General features: G+C 61.2%; 16 protein-coding genes. 8 read left to right on the top strand and 8 right to left on the bottom strand.

The genetic code is table 11. The features are described 5' to 3' along the window. Window positions 1-156: 156 nt before the first annotated feature. Entirely contained in the window at window positions 157-693 is a 537-nt protein-coding gene (locus WMO46_RS14600) for an RNA methyltransferase (protein WP_129650260.1), read from the bottom strand. A 90-nt stretch (window positions 694-783) separates the two neighbouring features. On the opposite strand from WMO46_RS14600, the gene WMO46_RS14595 reads away from it, so the two are divergent. Continuing rightward, entirely contained in the window at window positions 784-1,890 is a 1,107-nt protein-coding gene (locus tag WMO46_RS14595; protein WP_195496579.1) for a hypothetical protein, read from the top strand. A gap of 9 nt (window positions 1,891-1,899) precedes the next feature. Further along, entirely contained in the window at window positions 1,900-3,576 is a 1,677-nt protein-coding gene (locus WMO46_RS14590) for a glutamine--tRNA ligase/YqeY domain fusion protein (protein WP_349094581.1), read from the top strand. Window positions 3,577-3,705: 129 nt separating this feature from the next. Here the strand turns inward: WMO46_RS14590 and WMO46_RS14585 are convergent, their stop codons facing one another. The 6 genes from WMO46_RS14585 to WMO46_RS14560 all read right to left on the bottom strand — a co-directional run bounded on the left by WMO46_RS14585 (window position 3,706) and on the right by WMO46_RS14560 (window position 10,080). Next, window positions 3,706-4,551: a hypothetical protein gene (locus WMO46_RS14585; RefSeq protein WP_349094580.1), complete on the bottom strand. Its 846-nt coding sequence runs from the start codon at window positions 4,549-4,551 to the stop codon at window positions 3,706-3,708. Between the two features lie 78 nt (window positions 4,552-4,629). Next, window positions 4,630-5,646 (bottom strand): glycosyltransferase family 2 protein, encoded by a 1,017-nt coding sequence (locus WMO46_RS14580; RefSeq protein WP_302988157.1) that lies wholly within the window; start codon window positions 5,644-5,646, stop codon window positions 4,630-4,632. Beyond that, window positions 5,633-6,550, bottom strand: a complete 918-nt coding sequence (locus WMO46_RS14575; RefSeq protein WP_019149954.1) for a lysophospholipid acyltransferase family protein — start codon at window positions 6,548-6,550, stop codon at window positions 5,633-5,635. Before WMO46_RS14575 ends, WMO46_RS14580 begins: the two co-directional genes overlap by 14 nt. A 13-nt stretch (window positions 6,551-6,563) precedes the next feature. Next, window positions 6,564-7,949 (bottom strand): TIGR00341 family protein, encoded by a 1,386-nt coding sequence (locus tag WMO46_RS14570; protein ID WP_196017691.1) that lies wholly within the window; start codon window positions 7,947-7,949, stop codon window positions 6,564-6,566. 20 nt (window positions 7,950-7,969) lie between these two features. After that, on the bottom strand, window positions 7,970-8,674 hold the full coding sequence (gene rsmI / locus WMO46_RS14565; protein ID WP_019149952.1) for a 16S rRNA (cytidine(1402)-2'-O)-methyltransferase: 705 nt from the start codon (window positions 8,672-8,674) through the stop codon (window positions 7,970-7,972). Between the two features lie 5 nt (window positions 8,675-8,679). Continuing rightward, complete coding sequence (locus WMO46_RS14560) at window positions 8,680-10,080, bottom strand: hypothetical protein (protein ID WP_349094579.1); 1,401 nt, start codon at window positions 10,078-10,080, stop codon at window positions 8,680-8,682. A 337-nt stretch (window positions 10,081-10,417) separates the two neighbouring features. On the opposite strand from WMO46_RS14560, the gene ychF reads away from it, so the two are divergent. From ychF to WMO46_RS14540, 4 genes are all read left to right on the top strand, one after another. Continuing rightward, window positions 10,418-11,518 (top strand): redox-regulated ATPase YchF, encoded by a 1,101-nt coding sequence (ychF, locus tag WMO46_RS14555; protein ID WP_019149950.1) that lies wholly within the window; start codon window positions 10,418-10,420, stop codon window positions 11,516-11,518. Between the two features lie 33 nt (window positions 11,519-11,551). Further along, entirely contained in the window at window positions 11,552-12,280 is a 729-nt protein-coding gene (locus WMO46_RS14550; RefSeq protein ID WP_129650271.1) for an SIMPL domain-containing protein, read from the top strand. 164 nt (window positions 12,281-12,444) lie between these two features. Further along, window positions 12,445-13,980, top strand: coding sequence for a glutamate--tRNA ligase (gene gltX / locus WMO46_RS14545; protein WP_129650273.1), 1,536 nt, complete (start codon window positions 12,445-12,447; stop codon window positions 13,978-13,980). A gap of 1 nt (window position 13,981) precedes the next feature. Next, a complete protein-coding gene (locus WMO46_RS14540; protein ID WP_349094578.1) occupies window positions 13,982-15,037 on the top strand; it encodes an aldose epimerase family protein in 1,056 nt (351 codons plus the stop codon). A gap of 37 nt (window positions 15,038-15,074) precedes the next feature. Here the strand turns inward: WMO46_RS14540 and WMO46_RS14535 are convergent, their stop codons facing one another. Further along, complete coding sequence (locus WMO46_RS14535) at window positions 15,075-16,766, bottom strand: SulP family inorganic anion transporter (protein WP_019149946.1); 1,692 nt, start codon at window positions 16,764-16,766, stop codon at window positions 15,075-15,077. A 266-nt stretch (window positions 16,767-17,032) separates the two neighbouring features. Between WMO46_RS14535 and WMO46_RS14530 the strand changes: the two genes are divergently transcribed. After that, entirely contained in the window at window positions 17,033-19,393 is a 2,361-nt protein-coding gene (locus WMO46_RS14530; protein ID WP_349094577.1) for a TonB-dependent receptor, read from the top strand. Window positions 19,394-19,433: 40 nt separating this feature from the next. After that, window positions 19,434-20,024: a nicotinamide riboside transporter PnuC gene (gene pnuC, locus WMO46_RS14525; RefSeq protein WP_276714111.1), complete on the top strand. Its 591-nt coding sequence runs from the start codon at window positions 19,434-19,436 to the stop codon at window positions 20,022-20,024. Window positions 20,025-20,026: the final 2 nt, after the last annotated feature.

Here is a 20,026-nt window from a genome sequence, read left to right as displayed (position 1 = left end):
AGCCTATCTAAACCGGGGTTCATCCCCGGTAAAGTGCGCAAGGCGAGCGCAATGGCAAATTTATTTGGGCATTGCCGGGGACAGAGGTGCAAAATCCGGGGCGGCAGCGCCACAATCTGCCATCACCTCCGAAACCGGCATCTCTCGCCAAAACTTCTAAAACCCAGCTCTCAGCTGGGAAAAAATGGCCCATAAAACGACGCCGCCGGCGACCGAGACGTTGATCGAATGTTTGGTCCCGGCCTGCGGAATCTCGACAGCCCCGTCGCACATATCGACGGCCTCCTGCCCCACGCCATCGACCTCGTTGCCGAAGACCAGCGCATATTTCACGCCCGGCCGGGCACGGAAGGCGTCGAGCATCACGGCCCCTTCGACCTGCTCCACGGCGTATATCTCATACCCCTCGGCGCGCAGCTGCGCGAGGCACTCCGGGGTCGTCGCATAATGGCACCAGGGCACGGTCTGTTCGGCTCCCAGGGCCGTTTTGTGAATGTCACGGGAGGGCGGCACGGCGGTAATGCCGCACAGGGCGATCCGCTCCACGGCGAAAGCGTCGCCCGTGCGGAAAAAAGCCCCGACATTCTGGGCCGAACGTACGTTGTCCAGCACTACCGTGACGGGCATTTTCTCCATCGCGGCGAACTCTTCGGCCGAGGGCCTGCCGAGCTCTTCGTTGGTGATTTTGCGCATAATGGCTTCGGAATGGTTGATTTCGGGGTCAAAAGTAAATAAAATTAAAATCTTTTCCCTACTTTTGTGACTCTATCAATCAGGAAACCGATGAAAAAACTGCTGCTTCTGCTCGCACTCGGCGGATTCGCCGTCGCAGGACACGCTCAGGAAATCCTCGTGGGCGCCGACTTCAAGATGTATTTCGACAACAAGGAGTTCGGCAGCAACGAGTTCGCGGTCCCCGGACTGGACATCGAGTCGGGCACGGATTTCGCCGCCCGTCTGCTGCCCCGCGTCGGCATCCGGTGGGACGAGAAGAACACCCTCGTCATCGCCGCGGACATGATCAAGAACTTCGGGTCGGCGGAATCGGCCTATCTGTCGGAGGTGAAACCCGTCTTCTACTACCAGTTCCGGACACCCCGCGTCACAGCCGTGGCCGGTATTTTCACGCGCGACATGATGCACGACGACGATTACTCGACGGCGTTCTTCTCCGAATCGTACCGTTTCTACCACAACCGCATGAACGGTGTGCTGGCACAGTATAACGGCCAGGGGGGGGGCTCCTACGTGGAGTTCGTCTGCGACTGGGAGGGCATGTATTCGACCCTCTCGCGCGAAAAGTTCCGCATCCTGCTCGCCGGACGCCACTATCTCGACCGCTTTTACTACGGATTCAACTACTCGATGTTCCACTTCGCGGGACAGCAGGACGCGCCGATCGAAAACGTCGTGGACCTGCAACTGCTGAACCCCTGCGTAGGCGTCCGGTTCAACGCCTTCTTCGATTTCGACATCAAGCTGGGGGCGCTGCTCACGGCCCAGCGCGACCGCAGTTTCGGCCATTCGTGGGAAACGCCCTGCATGGGCGAATTCGCGTTCCGCATCAGCCGCTGGGGACTTTCGCTCGACGAACGCCTCTACGTCGGCGACAACATCCATCCGTTCTTTATGGGACACGAGCTCGAAGACGGCACGCCGCTGCCCTACGGCCGCGAACTCTACCCCGCCGAGAGCTTCTTCCGCACCGACCAGAAGGTGTACAGCCGCACGGCGCTCTCCTACCGCCGGTCGTTCTTCGACGACACGGTGTCGGTGCGCGCCGAGTTCGCCGCCCATCACGACGGCACGGCCCTGGGCACGCAGCAGATGCTGGTCGTGGGCGTGAAGCTGCTCAAAACGGTCTACAACAGCAAGAATCACAAAAAATAACCGAATCATATGGCAAGCGAAACAAGCGAACCCCGTGAGAAGTCGCTGAACTTCCTCGAAGAGATCATCGAAGAGTCGATCGCCAAAGGCGAAAAGCACATACAGACCCGTTTCCCGCCCGAGCCGAACGGCTATCTCCACATCGGCCACGCCAAGAGCATCTGCATCAATTTCGGACTGGCCAAGAAATACGGCGGCAAATGCAACCTGCGGTTCGACGACACGAACCCCGTGAAGGAGGACGTGGAGTACGTCGATTCGATCAAGCGCGACATTCAGTGGCTCGGCTTCCAGTGGGAGCTGGAGCGTTATGCGTCGGACTATTTCGACCAGCTCTACGAGTGGGCCATCGTGCTCATCAAGAAGGGGCTGGCCTATGTCGATGACCAGACGCAGGAGCAGATCCGCGAGAACCGCGGCACGGTGTCCGTGCCGGGAACCCCGTCGCCGTGGCGCGACCGGACGGTCGAGGAGAACCTCGACCTGTTCGAGCGGATGAAGAACGGCGAATTCCCCGACGGCGCCAAGGTGCTGCGCGCCAAGATCGACATGGCCCATCCGAACATGCTGTTCCGCGACCCGCTGATGTACCGCATCATCCACACCGAACACCACCGCACGGGCAACAAATGGTGCATCTACCCGATGTACGACTACGCCCACGGCCAGAGCGACTCGATCGAGAAGATCACCCACTCGATCTGCACGCTGGAATTCGACGTGCACCGCCCGTTGTACGACTGGTTCATTCAGGCGCTCGACATTTTCCCCTCGCACCAGTACGAGTTCGCGCGTCTGAACCTCACCTACACGATGATGTCGAAGCGCAAGCTGCTGAAACTCGTGCAGGAAGGCGCCGTGATGGGCTGGGACGACCCCCGCATGCCGACCATCTGCGCCCTGCGCCGCAAGGGCTACACCCCGGCTTCGGTGCGCAACTTCGCCGAGATGGTGGGCGTCGCCAAACGCGACAACGTGATCGACCTCGGCAAGCTGGAATACTGCGTGCGCGAGGATTTGAACAAGGTCGCCCAGCGCCGCATGGCCGTGCTGAATCCGCTGAAAGTGGTCATCACCAACTACGACGACGATAAGACCGAACTCTTCACGGCCATCAACAACCCCGAGGACGAGAGCGCCGGAACGCGTCAAGTTCCGTTCTCGAAGGTGATCTACATCGAGCGCGACGATTTCATGGAGGAGCCTCCCAAGAAGTTCTACCGCCTCTCGCCGGGCGGCGAAGTGCGCCTGCGCTACTCCTACCTCATCAAGTGCGAGGAGGTCGTGAAGGACGCCGAGGGCAACGTCACGGAACTGCGCTGCACCTACGACCCGATGTCGGGCGGGGGTTCGTCGAGCGACGGCCGCCGGGTGAAGGGCGTCATCCACTGGGTGTCGGCGAAAGACGCCGTGGAGGCCGAAGTCCGGCTGTTCAATCCGCTCTTCACGAAAGAGGACCCCGACGACGTGGAGGAGGGACAGACGTGGGAGGACAACCTCAACCCCGAGTCGATGGTCAAGGTCACGGGCTATCTGGAACCCTCGCTGCGCGATGTTCCCGTCGGTCAGGCCGTGCAGTTCGAACGTGTGGGCTACTTCTGCCCCGACACCGATTCGACCCCCGAAAAGCTGGTGTTCAACCGCACGGTGACACTCAAGGATTCGTGGGCCAAGATCAACAAATAACGCCCCGCAGGCATACGAGAAGAGACCCGGCATTGCCGGGTCTCTTCTTATATCTCCGCCGCACTTTTCCGGACCGCAAACCGGTCTGTCCCGGCGGCACGAAGAGCCGCTTGCGAGACGCATCGGCGGCTACGGCCGTCTTCGCCGGAAGGGGAGGGTACAGACCTTTCCGTTCCGGCGCAGAGTAAGGATGCAGCTCTGCTTCTTCCACATCCCTTCGATCCAGTAGGCGTCCCAGCGCGTCGCCGAACGGAAAGCCTGCACGGCCGCCTGCAAACGCGGATCGGCAGCGTCCTCGATCTTCTCTCCTCCCGGCATCAACAACCTCGCCCGGTCGATCTGCGCGACCCGCCCCGTGGAATCGGGGGCAAAAACGACAGACAACGCCAACTGATCGGGCAACGTTCCGACATACAGGCTGTCGAACGCCGCAGCGACGCGCACGACATTGTCCATCATCTCCACACCGCACTTATACAGACGGTTCCGATAGGCTTTCGTACCTCTGCCCACACGCCCCTCGAATATCTCAGCAACCCACTCCCGCTCAAGATTCCGCTTGAATCCGTCGTGTTGGTAATACACCAAAGCACCCGTGCCATAGCGGATTTCGCCGCTGAACCAGTCGGCCCGGGCCCGCGATCCTTCAGCCGATTTCGGGAACAGCTCGGCACCCGTAAAAACCGGATCGCCCTTCGTGGTCTCCACCCGTTCGAGCCACAACCGCCCCTTATCCAGCCGCCAGACACCGATATAGGCACGCCAGCACGCTGTACTCCACGGCGCGTCGATCTCCTTCAACCGTTTTTCGAGCCGGACGAGCACGGTGGAATCCGCCTTCATCAGCGGCAAGGCATACAGAGACATCGTATCGCACCCGACGATCAGCCGCTCGGCAGTCTGCCCGGTCGCCGATGCCCCGGCAGGCAGCAGGAACGACACGGCCGCCAGGAACAAAGCAAGCACACGTTTCATAGGCGAAGTGTTTTCGGAAAGATAAGCAAAAACCGCGAATCGTGCAAGTCCCGCTGCGACAATGACATCGGCTCCGCGTCAGCGCATCATGCCGCCGAACGTGCGCCGCCCGAAAAGGTAACGCAGAACCACCGAACCGCGGTAGATATGCCCGGCGGCGGAGCCTTTACGGTTCCCGCGGATCGCGCGCCGCTTGCGGGACAGGTCCTTGTGCCAGCGGAAAAAATCGCGGTAGGCGCGGAACACCGCCCGAAAATTGTCCCCGCGGCCCTGCGCCAGGTAGGAGAAAGCCGCCAGCAGGTCGAGCGCCGGACGTGCCACGGCCACGAAAAGCCGCTGCGCGGGAGAGGTGCATTTGTAGAGCATCGCCAGATTGTTCCGGTGATTGTAAAAGACCTTGGCCGGAGAATCCGTCTGGAGCGTGCCGCCGCCGAGGTGGTAGACCGTGCTTTGGGGAACGACCCGCACGCGGTAACCCGCCAGCTGCATCCGCCAGCAGAGGTCGATCTCCTCCATGTGGGCGAAGAAATCGGCGTCGAAGCCCCCCAGCGCCCGGAACACGTCGGCCCGGCAGCAGAAAGCCGCGCCGCTCACCCAAAAGACATCGCGGGCGTCGTCGTACTGCCCCCGGTCCTCCTCCACGCAGCGCAGGATGCGGCCCCGGCAGAAAGGATAACCCAGAAAGTCGATGAATCCGCCCGAAGCCCCGGCGTACTCGAACGTCGTCCGGTCGGTACAGGAGATCAGTTTCGGCGCAGCGACCGCCACGTCGGGATTCGCGTTCAGGCAGTCGAGAATCGGCCCGAGCCACCCCGCGGGAGTCTCGACATCGGAATTGAGCAGCAGGTAGTAATCGGCCTCGATCCGCTCCAGCGCCCGGTTGTAACCGCCCGCAAAGCCGTAATTGCGGTCCATGCGCAGCACCGAGACCGTAGGGAATTCGGTGGCGAGAATCGCCACGGAATCGTCCGTGGAACCGTTGTCGGCCACCACGACCCCGACGCCTTCGGGCGCCGCAGCCACGACCGACGGCAGAAAACGGCGCAGGTGTTCGGCGCCGTTCCAATTCAGTATGACGATTTTAGCGACCGGCATTTCGTTTGTGTTTCCAGCGACGGTGCGACCACATCCAGAGTTCGGGACGCCGGCGGATCTCCGCTTCCAGCATACGAACGTAACGCTGCGTGATTTCGTATTCGGCGACCTCCTCTTTTCCGTCGTAGATCAGTTCGAAGGACATCTCGTAACGGCCCCGCCGCAGGCGCTCCATCTTCACGAAATAGACCGGAAGCTGACAGCGCAGGGCCAGTTTCTCGCCCCCGTCGAAGAAGATAGTATCCTGATTGAGGAAGCGGAACCAACGGCTGTCGGGACGCCGCGGGGGATTCTGGTCGGCGATAAGCCCCATCACGAGATTCCGTCCCCCGATACCCCCGGCCCGGTTGCGCAAGTAGAAGCGCAGGCTCTCTTTCATCGCAACGGTCGTGGCGTAATCCCCGTTGCGGAGACGCTGGTAGAACGCCTCCACGATCCGGCTCCGCAGCGGATGGTAAACGGCGACGACGATCTGCGTCGGGTCGTACAACCCCCAGAACGAACAATATTCCCAGCAGCCGAAATGGGCCGTCATGGCGATCCAGTCGCGGCCGCCGACCCGCTCCTTCTGCTCCTCCAGCCCCTTTACGGTCAGCAGGGAACGCCCCTTTTCGGGCGTCAGTCCGGCCAGGTTGATCGTATCGACGAAAATCTCGGCCAGCGTGCGGTAGAACCGCCTCCGGATGACGGCCAGTTCGCGCTCGTCCTTCTCGGGGAACGAGTTCCGAAGATTGGTCTTCACGACCTTCATGCGGTAGCGCAGACAGTAGCGAAGCAACACAAAGATCAGGTTCTCGACCACGTAATACTTGAACCAATACGGCATTGCGGCGAATACGCGCGCCCCCAGCCAGAGAGCTTCCAGCCCGATTCGCTGCATGGGGGTCAGTTCCGTCGTTTTCATGCCTGCCGTGCGGTTAGGGTTCCACGAAAAGTTTCACGTTCTCGACCTTGGTGCGGATCTTCAGCCAGCGGGAGAGCGTCTCCCGGTCGATCGGCACCGCAGGGTCCTTGGGCGTCACCACGCACACGAGCGTCGTATCGCCGGGCGTGCCCTTCACGTCGAAGGTGATGCCCTTCGTCAGCGAAATGGCCCCGATGTTCTCCATCATGGCCCCCACCTCGCGCGAAATATCGTCCACCTCGACGTTCGTCACCCGGTAACGTTTCAGCTGCGAGGCCATCTCCCCGATGCGGCGGTTTTTCTCCTCCAGCAGCTCCTTGTAGCTCTGCTGCAACGACGCCACGTCGATCTTGTCCTCGGTGTTGGCCTGCCGGACGACCAGTTCGGTATTCTCCAGCCCGAAGCTGCGCATCTGCGTCCGGGCGTTCTCGATCACCTCCCCGCCCAGCGGCTCGCCCACGAGCAACAGTTCGATCTGCGACGGGTTCTTGCCCTGCACATAGTGTTTGTTGCACTCGATCACGCGCGTATGCGGGAAATTGAAGACCTGCGACACATATTTGTCGGCCACGGCCTCGAACACCGAGACCCGGACCATGTGGAAGCCGATGACGACGCTCGGGATAAAGGTCACCAGCGTGATGACCATCATCAACCGCTTGACCGTGCGTTCGCGGCCCTTGTCGATGAAGACTTTCTTCTCGTATTTCAGGAAGCGCACCATGGCGTAGGTCGCCAGGGCGATGAAGACCGAGTTGATGAAGAAGAGGTAGAACGCCCCGAAGAAGAACCGGAACTGCCCCGTGGCCAGTCCGAAACCCGCCGTACAGAGGGGCGGAATCAGCGCCGTGGCGATGGCCACGCCGGGGATCACCGTCGAGGTGCGGTCCTGCCGCGTCTGCGCCACGATGCCCGCCAGACCGCCGAAGAGGGCGATCAGCACGTCGTAGGTCGTGGGAACGGTGCGTGCCAGCAGCTCGCTGCTGTTCGACGAGAGGGGCGAGATGAAGAAATAGACCGTCGAGGTGATGATCGCAACGATGAACATCAGCGTCAGGTTGCGCAGCGACTTTTTCAGCAGGTCGAAATCGTTGATGCCCAGCGACAGCCCGACACCCATGATCGGTCCCATGATCGGCGAGATGAGCATCGCGCCGATGATGACGGCGGCCGAATTGACGTTCAGCCCCAGCGATGCGATCATCGTGGCGAAGATCAGCACCCAGAGATTGACGCCGCGGAACTCGACGCCCTTCGAAATGGCGGCCACGACCTCGTCGCACTGCGCCTGGTCCTCTTCGAGACTGAATCGTCCCTTCATGAATTCGCGCAGCTCTCCGATCCAGGCCGAAAACGAGCGGCGCACCTGTTGCGTATTATCCGTACGATTACTCTCCATAACCGGTTTTTCCGTTTGAATTACTCCTCCTGCGGCTCCTGCGCACGGCGTACCTTGGGCTTTCCGGCCACGACGATCACGAACTCCCCCTTGGGCTCGGTCGTGCGGAAATGGTCCAGCACCTCGGCGACGGTGCCGCGCACGGTCTGTTCGAATTTCTTGGTCAGCTCCCGCGACACCGAAACCCGGCGTTCGGGACCGAAAACCTCGGCGAACTGCTCCAGACACTTCACCACACGGTAGGGCGACTCGTAGAAAACCATCGTCCGCTCCTCGTCGGCCAGCGTCTGCAACTGCTTGCTGCGGCCCTTCTTCTGGGGCAGGAAACCTTCGAAGCAGAAGCGGTCGCAGGGAAATCCGCTCTGCACCAGCGCCGGGATCAGCGCCGTGGCCCCGGGCAGCGTCTCGACTTCGATCCCCGCCTCGACGCACGTGCGCACGAGCAGGAATCCCGGGTCCGAGATGCCTGGCGTACCGGCGTCCGACACCAAGGCCGCATCGCGTCCGGCGGCGATCGACTCGGCAACCAGCCGCACCGTCGCGTGCTCGTTGAACTTGTGGTGCGAACGGAGTTTCTGCTCGATGCCGAGATGCTTCAGAAGGAACGACGTTGTGCGCGTATCCTCCGCCAAAATAAAATCCACGCTGCGCAGGACATTCACCGCACGCAGCGTGATGTCGTCCAGATTGCCGATCGGCGTAGGCACGATATAGAGTTTGGCCATCGCTGTCAGGCAAATTTGCGTTCGAGCAGGTCCATCAGCAGTTTCACCCCGTCGGAATTGGGGTTCCACGCATAGTTCTCGGCGATATAGATCATGCAGTCATCGAAATCGGCGCAGTCGTTGAGCACCCCGATCGCCTTTTCGTAAGCCTCGCCGTCGCCCCCGAACAGGTCGCGGATCAGCAGGAATTTATCGTTGATGCCGATGGCCCTGCGCAGATCGGTGACGGGTTCGCTGCGGCGCAGTTCCGAAGCCCGGTCTCGCGGCGCGGCAAGCGTGTCGGCCAGCGTCTGCACGTCGTGGTTGATGATGTCGCCCAACACGGTTCCGGCAGGAGCGGCAGGTTCCAACGTGATCTCTTCGAAGCCGGGTTCGTCCTCCTCTTCCGGTTCGGGCACCGTCCCGAAGACGGGCTTGCGGAATTCGGGCGCCGCGGCTGAAACGTCCGGAACTGCGGCAGGCTTCCCGGCCGCGATTTCGGGTTCCGGAACAGAAACCTCCGCGGGAACGGGAGCCCCAACTTCGGGGGCTGGAGTCTCCACGACGGGAGCGGGAGCCGGGGCTTCCGCAGGCGCCGGAGCGGGCTTCGGAGCCGGTTCCGGGCGGGCGGGCGTCTCGACAGCCGGATCGTAAAGCGACATAATGACACGCTGTTTGTTGCGGTGGCGGATGGTCTCCTCCTCCAAGCCGAACAGCGTAGGCGCCACATAATGAGATTTTTCGGATTCCTCCTCCGGTTCAGACGCCGGCTCTGCGGCTGCGACCGGCTGCGGGTCAGACTGCGGCTGCTGTTCCAATTCCGGCTTCGGGTTCGGTTCCGGGTTCGGCTCGGTAGAGACGGGCTCCGGAACGAACTCCCCGGCCGGCACTGCGACCGGTTCCGGCTCGACAAGCGCGGGTTCGGCAGGTGCAAGTTCAGCAAGTGCGGTCTCGGCAGATGCAGGCTCAGCCTCAGTAGACGCAGGCCCGGCAACAAACTCGGGTTCAGGTTCTGCCTCGGATTCCGCAACCGGCACCACGACGGGTTCCGGCTCCATAACAGGTTCGGGCTCGGCGACGGGTTCGGAGTCCATAACGGGCTCGGGCCCGGATTCCGGAATCGCCTCTTCGGCGGCCGGTTCCGCGGGTTCCGGTTCCGGCACCGACTCCGGTTCCTCCTCCCCGGCGAAAGGATCGAGCGAAAGCACGTCGCCCAGGTCGATGACCTCCGCGACGGCCGTGTCCTCCTCCCCGGAGGGAGTCTCCGCAGCGGGTTCCGAAGCGCCGAAACGCACCTTATCGTAGACCGAACGCAGCTTTTCGAGCGCCAGATCGCGTTCGAGGGCCGGAACGTCGTCGGCCTGCACCCATCCTTCGACGAGTTCCGAAAGCTGCTGCAATTCGCCTTGTATCGTTTTCAAATCCATAGTTCCATCCAATTTCGACCTCCAAAGATACGAATAAGTGAGGGCAATGTCAAATTTATTTGAACATTGCCGAACGGGAGTATCTTCGGCGAAGCCAAAGATACGAATAAGCGAGGGCAAAAGCAAGTTCGCTTGCATTTTGCCGGGCGAAAGTATCTAAGATGCAGCCAAAGATAGAAAAAAATTCAGGAATGTCCAGCGTCCGCGGAAACCTTTTGTCCGAAACGGATGCGGAGCGGACTTTTCTGGCGCCCGCACGCTCCGAAATGAAAAGAAATTCCTATCTTTGTGGACTGTTTTCAAGTGAGACGATTTTTATTAAACGAACAACGAACCAATGGCATTACAATGCGGCATAGTCGGTTTGCCGAACGTAGGTAAATCGACCCTTTTCAACTGCCTGTCCAACGCGAAGGCGCAGGCGGCCAACTTCCCGTTCTGCACCATCGAGCCCAACGTGGGCGTCATCACGGTCCCCGACCAGCGGCTGATCCGGCTGGCCGAGATCGACAACCCCAAGCGCGTGATCCCCACGACGATCGAAATCGTCGATATCGCGGGACTGGTGAAAGGGGCGTCGAAAGGCGAGGGACTCGGCAACAAATTCCTCGGCAACATCCGCAACACCCACGCGATCATCCATGTCCTGCGCTGTTTCGACAACGGCAACATCACCCACGTCGATGGCTCGATCGACCCCGTGCGCGACAAGGGCATCATCGACACGGAATTGCAGCTGAAAGACCTCGAAACCGTCGAAGGACGTCTGGGCAAGATCCAGAAGCAGGCCACCTCGGGCGGCGACAAGAACGCCAAACGCGCCGTGGAACTGCTGCTGCAATACAAGGCGGCGCTGGAACAGGGTCTTTCGGCCCGCACGGTCGAACTGGAAAAAGAGGACCGCAAACTGGTCGCCGACCTGAATCTGCTGACCGACAAACCGGTGCTCTACGTCTGCAACGTCGATGAGAAGAGCGCCGCGACGGGCAACGTCTACACCGAGGCCGTCCGGGCCGCCATCGCCGGGGAGAAGGCCGAAATGCTCGTCATCGCCGCCGCCACGGAGGCCGACATCGCCGAGCTGGAGAGCTACGAAGAACGCCAGATGTTCCTCGAGGACCTCGGGCTGGAGGAGTCGGGCGTGGCGCGCCTGATCAAATCGGCCTACAAATTGCTTAATCTCGAAACGTTCTTCACCACCGGGGCCGACGAGACCCGTGCGTGGACCTACTCGCGCGGCATGAAAGCCCCGCAGACGGCCGGAATCATCCACACCGACTTCGAAAAGGGATTCATCCGCGCCGAGGTCATCAAGTACGACGACTACGTGACGCTGGGGTCGGAGAAAGCGTGCCGCGATGCGGGCAAGATCGGCATCGAGGGCAAAGAGTACGTCGTGCAGGACGGCGACATCATGCACTTCCTGTTCAACGTCTGACACACGGGAGAGAACCTAAAAAAACATACCGTCATGAAAAATTCGAAGTACATTCTTCTGGGCATCGCAGCCGTCGTCTGCGCCGTCGTACTCGCACGCGCCTACACCTATAAATATCGGTCGCAGGACACCATCGTCGTGACCGGATTGGGCGAAACCGAATTTTCTTCGGACCTGATCGTCTGGTCCGGAACCCTGACCGCCGAGGCGCAGAACGTCGCCGCAGGCTACGCCGAAATCGAACAGAGCAAGCAGAAAGTGCAGAAATACCTCGAAGACAAGGGCATACCCGCCGCAGCGGTGGTCTTCGAATTCGTGAACGTCGATAAACAGTACACCCCGGTCTACAACGCCTCGGGCAACTGGGCCGGACAACGTTTCACGGGGTACCAGCTGCGCCAGCGCTTCACGGTGGAGTCGCCGGACGTGGAGAAGGTGGAGACCGTCTCGCGCGAAATATCGTCGCTGATCGCCCAGGGCGTGTCGATCGAGGCATACGCCCCGGACTACTACTATACGAAACTCGACGACGTGAAGATGGGGCTGATCGAGAAGGCCTCGGCCGATGCCCGTATGCGGGCCGAGAAGATCGCCGTGAACGCCGGGACGAAGATCGGCAGCGTCGCGTCGGCACGCATGGGTGTCTTCCAGATCACGGGAGCTAACTCCAACGAGGAGTTCTCGGCCGGAGGATCGTTCAACACCGCCAACCGCAACAAGAAGGCCCGCATCACCATGCGGATCGAATACCGGATACGATGATCGCAGTCGTCATTGCGAGGCATCGCAGATGCCGCGGCAATCCGGCCGGAACGCTGTGACGTTACACATAACCATCGGATTGCCACGTCGTTTCAACGCCCGCAATGGCGAAAACACGGCAAAAACAAAACGGGAACAAACTGTCAAAAGCAAACAATATAATCATGGAAAGACCCGTTCGGGTGCGTTTCGCACCCAGCCCCACCGGGCCCCTGCACATCGGGGGCGTCCGCACGGCACTGTATAACTACCTGTTCGCCCGCCGCCACAAGGGCACGATGATCCTCCGCATCGAGGACACCGACTCGCAACGGTTCGTGCCGGGCGCCGAGGACTACATCCTCGAATCGCTCAAATGGTGCGGCATCGAGATCGACGAGGGCGTCGGCGTCGGAGGCCCCCATGCCCCCTACCGCCAAAGCGAACGCCGCGAAATATACCTCAAATACGCCCTGCAACTCGTGGAGGCCGGGTGGGCCTACTACGCCTTCGACACCGCCGAGGAGCTCGACGCCCTGCGCAAGGAGGCCGAGGCCCGCGGCGAGGCTTTCGCCTACAACTATGCGGTGCGCGAAAAGCTGGCGACATCGCTGGCCCTGCCCGCCGAGGAGGTCAAGGCCCGCATCGACCGCGGGGACCAATGGGTCATCCGCTTCAAGATGCCCGAAAACGAGGTGGTCGGGATGGACGACCTGATCCGCGGCCACGTGGAGGTCAACACCTCGACGCTGGACGACAAGGTGCTCTACAAGTCGGCCGACGCGCTGCCCACCTACCACCTGGCGAACATCGTAGACGACCGTCTGATGGAGGTGTCGCACGTCATCCGCGGCGAGGAGTGGCTTCCGTCGCTGCCTCTGCACTACCTGCTGTACCGGGCTTTCGGATGGACGGACGTGCAGCCCGCATTCGCCCATCTTCCCCTGCTGCTGAAACCCACGGGAGGCGGCAAGCTCTCGAAGCGCGACGGCGACAAGATGGGATTTCCGGTGTTTCCGCTCTTCTGGAAATCGCCCGCAACGGGCGAAACCGCCCGCGGATACCGCGAGGACGGCTATTTCCCCGAGGCGTTCATCAACATGCTGGCGCTGCTGGGATGGAACCCCGGCACGGAGCAGGAGATCTTCTCGATGCAGGAGCTGATCGACAGCTTCTCGCTCGAACGGGTTTCGAAATCGGGAGCTCGCTTCCAGCCCGACAAGGCCAAGTGGTTCAACGCCCAGTACATGCACCGCAAGACGGACGCCGAACTGGCGGCCCTCTACCAGCCGATTCTGCGCGAACACGGCATCGAGGTGTCGGACGAAACGGCCGGCCGGGCCGCAGGCATCATGAAGGAGCGCGCGACGTTCACGACCGACCTGTGGGACCTCACGTCGTTCTTCTTCGTGGCTCCCGCGGAGTACGAGGAGAAGCAGGCCAAAAAGTACTGGAAAGGCCAGAATCCCGCCATCCTGCGCGAACTGCGCGGCGTATTGGAGGGGATCGACGACTTCTCGCTGGAAAACACCGAACGCATCGTCCACGCCTGGATCGAGGAGAAGGGCTACGGCATGGGACAGGTGATGAACACGCTGCGTCTGGCGCTCGTGGGGGCCGGAAAAGGCCCGGGCATGTACGACGTAACGTCGTTCATCGGCAAAGCCGAGTGCCTGAAGCGTATCGACAACCTGCTGAACAACCTAAAACCCGCTGAATAAAATGGTAGAAATCGAACAGAACGTCTGGGGCATGACCCCGGAAGGCGAGGCGATCATCCTCTACACGCTGCGCAACGCCTCGGGAGCCGAGGTCCGGCTTTCGAACTACGGCGCCGCGATCGTCTCGGCGACGATGCCCGACCGCGAGGGCCGCATGGCCGACGTAGTGCTGGGCTACAAGCATCCTGAAGGCTATTTCTTCGACGGCGCCGCCTCGGGCAAGAGCGTGGGCCGCTGCGCCAACCGCATCGCTTTCGGGCAGATGACCGTCGAGGGAAAGGAATACCGGCTGGAAGTCAACAACGGCGTGAATCACCTGCACGGCGGCACGAAAGGATTCGCCAACCGCATCTGGGAGAGCCGCGTGGAGACCAACCGCGTGGTGATGTCGCTCGTCTCGGAGGACGGCGACCAGGGCTATCCCGGAGAGCTGTGCGTCGAGGCCGTCTTCGACTTCGACGACGATAATGCGCTGGAGATCACCTATCTGGCCAAAACCGACAAGACGACGGTGGTGAACCTCACCAACCACGTCTATTTCAACCTCGCGGGCGACGGCAGCGGATCGGTCCTCGACCACGAACTGCGGCTCAACAGCTCGAAAGTGCTGGAGATGAACGACAAACAGATTCCCACGGGCAAGCTGCTCGACGCAGCCGGCACGCCGCAGGATTTTCGGGAGTTCCGGACGTTCCGCCCCGGCATCTCGTCGGAGTTCAACCACATCCGCGACTTCAAGGGGTACGACCACCCCTTCGTGATCGACAACTGGAAGCCCAACATCCTGGGCGAGGTCGGCGAACTGCGCGAGGCCGCGTCGGGACGCTCGGTGAAGGTGCTTTCGTCGCAGCCCAGCGTGATGATCTACACTGGCAACTGGCTCGCGGGCGGATGTCCCGAAACCAAGACGGGAGGCCGTTACGCCGACTACGACGGCGTAGCGATCGAGTGTCAGAACTACCCCGACGCCGTAAACCACCCCGAATTCCCCTCGCCGCTGCTGAAGCCCGGCGAACTCTACTGTCAGAAGATCGTGTTCCGCTTCGGAACGTTCTGAAAAAAAGCGGCGGCCCCGAGGGACCGCCGCTTCGCTTTTATTTTTCCGGCTCCGCAACGAGCTCCGCGGCCCGTGCCAATGCGGCGTGAATGTCGGGACAGACATTCTCCCCGCCCAGCAGGGAGTAGATGCCCGAGCGTTCGAGCGCCGCGCGGACATCGTCCTTGACGCCCGATAGCACCACCGTAATCTTGCTCCGGTGGGACATCTCGCAGAGCGTCGTGAGGTTGTGGATACCCGTGGAGTCGATGAACGGCACCTTGCGCATGCGGATGATCCGCACGCGGGGACGGTCGCCGATCTGGGCCATCAGCTCCTCGAAACGGGTGGCGATGCCGAAGAAATAGGGACCGTTGATTTCGTAGACCTCCACGCCCTTGGGCACCGCGAGGGGCTCTTCGTGCAGGTGCATGTCGAGGCCGGCCGAGGGGTCGATCTCATCGCGGATCACCGAGATCTCGGTGGTCTCCATCACACGCTTCATAAAGAGCACGCAGGCGATCAGCAGGCCCACCTCGATGGCGATCGTCAGGTCGAAGACCACCGTCAGGAAGAAGGTCAGCAAGAGCACCGCGACATCCGAGCGGGGATTGCGCAGCAGGGCCCGGAAAGTCCGCCAGCCGCTCATGTTGTAGGCCACGACGGCCAGCACGCCCGCCAGGCAGGCCATCGGAATATACTGCGCCAGAGGCATGAACAACAGCAGAATCAGCAACAGCACGACGGCATGGACGATGCCCGCGACAGGCGTGCGGCCGCCGTTGTTGATGTTGGTCATCGTGCGGGCGATGGCGCCCGTGGCCGGGATGCCGCCGAAGAGCGGCGTCAGCAGGTTGGCGGCGCCCTGCGCGATGAGCTCGGTGTTGGAGTCGTGGCGGTCGTCGATCACGCCGTCGGCCACCGTCGCCGACAGAAGCGATTCGATGGCGCCCAGGATGGCGATGGTGACGGCCACGGGGAAGAGGTTGCGGATCGCCTCCCAGTCGATGGCCGGAAGGGCGGCGGCGGGCAGTTCGGCATGGATGGTGAAGCGGTCGCCGATGGTGTCGATACCCTCGATCCCGGCATAGGTGCGCAGGAGCCACACGGCGAGGGTCATCACCACGATCGCCACGAGCGACCCGGGAATGCGGCGCATGACGCGCGGCGTGAGGGCGATCAACAGGATGCTCGCAACGCTCACCGCCACCTCCCAGCCGTTCACCGAACCGAAATGGCGGAAATAGAGCATCCATTTCCCGGCGAAATCGCCCGGAACGGCCTCGCCCCCGAAGTCGAGCCCGAGGAGGTCGGCGACCTGCGTGGTGAAGATCGTCACGGCGATACCGCTCGTGAAGCCCACGATGATCGGATAGGGGATGAACTTGATGACCGTGCCCAGCCGGCAAAGTCCCATGACCAGCAACAGGACGCCGCCCATGAGCGTAGCGACGAGCAATCCCGCTTCGCCGTATTGCTGGACGATGCCGTAGACGATGATGATGAAGGCGCCCGTGGGGCCTCCGATCTGCACGCGGCTGCCGCCCAGCAACGAGACGACGAATCCGGCGATAACGGCGGTGATGATGCCCTTTTCGGGCGACACGCCCGAAGCGATGCCGAAGGCGATGGCCAACGGCAGGGCGACGATGCCGACAATGACGCCGGCCATCAGGTCGCGCAGGAAATCCGCGCGGGAATAGTTCTTCAGCGTATCGAAGAGCTTGGGTCTGAATGACATGACTTTCATTTGCAACGGGTAATTTTCAATGAAGCCGCAAAATTAAGCAAAAAAGGCGAGAAGTAAAAATCGAAACCCGACACGGGATATTTTTAATTTATAATTCCTAATTCTTAATTTATTTTCTACCTTTGCACCCGATATTTCAAAGGGGTGCCTTACTGTCAGGCTGAGATTATACCCATTGAACCGGAGACGGGTAATGCCGAGACCGGGACGAAGCGTAATCAACAACTCATACCCCTTTTCAGTCTATTAACTCAAAAAGTTTAACGATGAAAAGGATTTTTCTGTTTCTTGCGGCTGCCGCGCTCTGCCCGGCCGCACAACTGCACGCCGAAGCGAACTCCGAACAGAGCGGACGCGGAAATGCGGCTCCGAACGCCGACATGGCTCCGCAGCCCCGAAAAGCGGCTTCCGACGCCGACGACTCGGTGCGGATGTACCGTTTGCAGGAGGTCGAGGTGACCGCCACACGCGCCACGCGGAACACGCCCGTGGCCTATTCGGACATTCAGCGCGAGGCCATCGCCCGCAACAGCTACGGATTCGACATTCCCTCGCTGATCGCCCTCACCCCCTCGGTCGTGGCGACGAACGAGACCGGCATCGGCATCGGCGGCACGGCCATCCGCCTGCGCGGAACCGACGCCACGCGCATCAACGTCACCATCAACGGCGTCTCGATGAACAACCCCGACTCGCACTCGATGTACTGGTACGACACCCCCGACCTGATTTCGTCGGTGGGCACCGTGCAGGTGCAGCGCGGCGCGGGCATCTCGACCAACGGCACGGGGGCGTTCGGAGGCGCGATCACGATGTCAACCGACGCCCTGCAAACCGAATTCGGAGGCGACGCATCGCTCTCCTACGGTTCGTACAACACCAACAAGCAGGCCGTGCACCTCTCGTCGGGCCTGCTGGGCGGCCACTGGACCCTCGACGCACGGCTGACGCACATCGGGTCGGAGGGCTACATCGACCGCGGAGCCACGGACCTCAAATCCTACATGTTCCAGGCGGGATACTACAACGGCAACACGATGCTCAAGCTGATTTCGTTCGGCGGCAAGGCCAAGACCGGCCTCACCTACACCGGAGTAACGAAGGAGGAGATGCGTCTCAACGGCCGGCGGTTCCAGACCGAGGGCATGTACTACACCTCGAACGGTCCCCACTCCTATTATTATATGAAGGACGACAAGGTGGAGCGCGCCACAGTCGGCTATTACGACGACCAGACGGACAACTATCTGCAAATCAACAACCAACTGGTGCTCTCCCACCGTTTCAACGAAAAGTGGACCCTCAACGCCACGGGATTCTACACCTACGGCTACGGCTTCTACAAGCAGTACAAGGACGGGCGCACGCTCTCCGAATACCTCAATATCCCGACCGACGTTGCCGCCGGAAAAGAAGCCGATCTGATCCGCGAGAAGATCATGCGCAACCACCTCGGAGGTCTGAACGCCTCGGCGGCCTACTCGGTGCGCAACCTCGACCTCGCCTTCGGCGGTTCGTACAGCTACTACTCCTGCCCCCACTGGGGTACGCTCGACTGGGTGGACGGACTGGAAAGCAGCCAGATCGGCGGCCGCTGGTACGACAACGACGTAGACAAGCACGACGCCAACCTCTTCGCCCGCGCGTCGTGGACCGTAGCCCGGGGGCTGCGCCTTTTCGGTGACCTGCAATACCGCTATGTCAGCTATCAGGCGTGGGGCGTCAACGACAATTTCGTTTCGGAAGAGGTCGGCATGCAGCCCATCGACGTGGACAAACAGTATCACTTCTTCAATCCCCGTGCGGGCGTAAGCTACACGCTCGCCGAGCGCAACAACTTCTACCTCTCGTTCGCCGTGGCACAGAAAGAGCCCACGCGTAGCGACTTCACCGACCGCTACATGTTCGCCGAAGCCAACACCTACCCTTCGTCGGAGAAGCTCTACGACTGGGAGCTGGGCTACCAGTACACGGCACCGCGCCTCTCGCTGGGTGTGAATTTCTACTACATGAAGTATAAGGACCAGCTGGTGCCCACGGGACGCATCAACGACGGTTACGACGCGCTGAACGACAACGTTCCGGACAGCTACCGCCGGGGTGTGGAACTGTCGGCCTCGTGGCGTGCAACGGGATGGTTCACCGTGGGAGCCAACGCCACCTTCTCGCAGAACCGCATCGAAAACTACACGCACCGGGTGGTAGATTACGACACTTCGGGCGACGTGGCCGGGTATTACGGCTACCACACCGTCGAGATGGGGACCACGCGCCTCTCCTACTCGCCCAAGACCATCGCCGCGCTGTTCCTGGACTTCCACCACAAGGGCTTTGAAGCCGTATTCCACACGCAGTATGTGTCCAAGCAGTATTTCACCAACTACGAGAATCCGAATATGATGCTCGACGCCTATTGCGTGACCAACCTCAACCTCGCCTACACGTTCCGCACCCGCACGGCGCGCAGCGTACGGCTGGGACTGATGGTCAACAACCTCTTCAACACCGAGTACGAAAGCAACGGATACGGCTATTCGGAGTATACCGGAGGAAAGCAGATCGACAACGCGTTCTACTTCCCCCAGGCTCCGCTGAACGTGCTGGCGAACGTGACGGTGAAATTCTGACGAATTTCACAATTAAAAATGAAAAATTAAGAATTAAAAATTGGACTGGAAACTCATCCTGCAAATCGCAGGGGTCCTGCTGGGACTCACCTACCTCTGGCTCGAATACCGCGCCGACATCCGGCTGTGGATCGTGGGCCTCGTGATGCCCGTGGTGCACGGCACGCTCTACTTCAAGGCGGGGCTCTACGCCGACTGCTCGATGCAGGTATACTACGTGCTGGCGGGGCTGTACGGCTGGGCCGTATGGCACCGCACCCGGCGCACGACCCCGGAAACGCCGAAAAAGGCCCCTGCGGCTATCGTCCACACGCCCCTCAGGCAGGTTCCGGGGCTCGTGGGGGTCTACCTCGCGGCACACGCGGCCATCTACCTGTTGCTCGTGCACTTCACCAACAGCACCGTGCCCTTCTGGGACGCTGCGACCACGGCCGCGAGCATCGTGGCGATGTGGATGCTCTCGCGGCGGCAGGTCGAGCAATGGCTCGTATGGCTGGCCGTGGATGTCGTGACGGCAGGGCTCTATCTGTATAAGGAGATTCCGCTTACCGCAGGGTTGTACGCCCTCTACTCGGCGCTGGCCGTCGCGGGTTACCTCCGCTGGCGGAGGCAGGCCGCCCTGCCCGCCTAAGA

The sequence above is a fragment of the Alistipes intestinihominis genome, assembly GCF_040095975.1.
GTDB lineage: Bacteria > Bacteroidota > Bacteroidia > Bacteroidales > Rikenellaceae > Alistipes > Alistipes senegalensis.
This window is presented reverse-complemented; position numbering and strand designations above follow the sequence as displayed.

Excerpts from the sequence above, each read along its gene's own strand:
- WMO46_RS14535 (WP_019149946.1), bottom strand. The coding sequence starts at position 16,766 with ATGAAAGTCATGTCATTCAGACCCAAGCTCTTCGATACGCTGAAGAAC.
- WMO46_RS14540 (WP_349094578.1), top strand. The coding sequence starts at position 13,982 with ATGGTAGAAATCGAACAGAACGTCTGGGGCATGACCCCGGAAGGCGAG.
- gltX (WP_129650273.1), top strand. The coding sequence starts at position 12,445 with ATGGAAAGACCCGTTCGGGTGCGTTTCGCACCCAGCCCCACCGGGCCC.
- WMO46_RS14590 (WP_349094581.1), top strand. The coding sequence starts at position 1,900 with ATGGCAAGCGAAACAAGCGAACCCCGTGAGAAGTCGCTGAACTTCCTC.
- WMO46_RS14580 (WP_302988157.1), bottom strand. The coding sequence starts at position 5,646 with ATGCCGGTCGCTAAAATCGTCATACTGAATTGGAACGGCGCCGAACAC.
- WMO46_RS14585 (WP_349094580.1), bottom strand. The coding sequence starts at position 4,551 with ATGAAACGTGTGCTTGCTTTGTTCCTGGCGGCCGTGTCGTTCCTGCTG.
- ychF (WP_019149950.1), top strand. The coding sequence starts at position 10,418 with ATGGCATTACAATGCGGCATAGTCGGTTTGCCGAACGTAGGTAAATCG.
- WMO46_RS14530 (WP_349094577.1), top strand. The coding sequence starts at position 17,033 with ATGAAAAGGATTTTTCTGTTTCTTGCGGCTGCCGCGCTCTGCCCGGCC.
- WMO46_RS14575 (WP_019149954.1), bottom strand. The coding sequence starts at position 6,550 with ATGAAAACGACGGAACTGACCCCCATGCAGCGAATCGGGCTGGAAGCT.
- rsmI (WP_019149952.1), bottom strand. The coding sequence starts at position 8,674 with ATGGCCAAACTCTATATCGTGCCTACGCCGATCGGCAATCTGGACGAC.
- WMO46_RS14600 (WP_129650260.1), bottom strand. The coding sequence starts at position 693 with ATGCGCAAAATCACCAACGAAGAGCTCGGCAGGCCCTCGGCCGAAGAG.
- WMO46_RS14550 (WP_129650271.1), top strand. The coding sequence starts at position 11,552 with ATGAAAAATTCGAAGTACATTCTTCTGGGCATCGCAGCCGTCGTCTGC.
- WMO46_RS14560 (WP_349094579.1), bottom strand. The coding sequence starts at position 10,080 with ATGGATTTGAAAACGATACAAGGCGAATTGCAGCAGCTTTCGGAACTC.
- WMO46_RS14570 (WP_196017691.1), bottom strand. The coding sequence starts at position 7,949 with ATGGAGAGTAATCGTACGGATAATACGCAACAGGTGCGCCGCTCGTTT.
- WMO46_RS14595 (WP_195496579.1), top strand. The coding sequence starts at position 784 with ATGAAAAAACTGCTGCTTCTGCTCGCACTCGGCGGATTCGCCGTCGCA.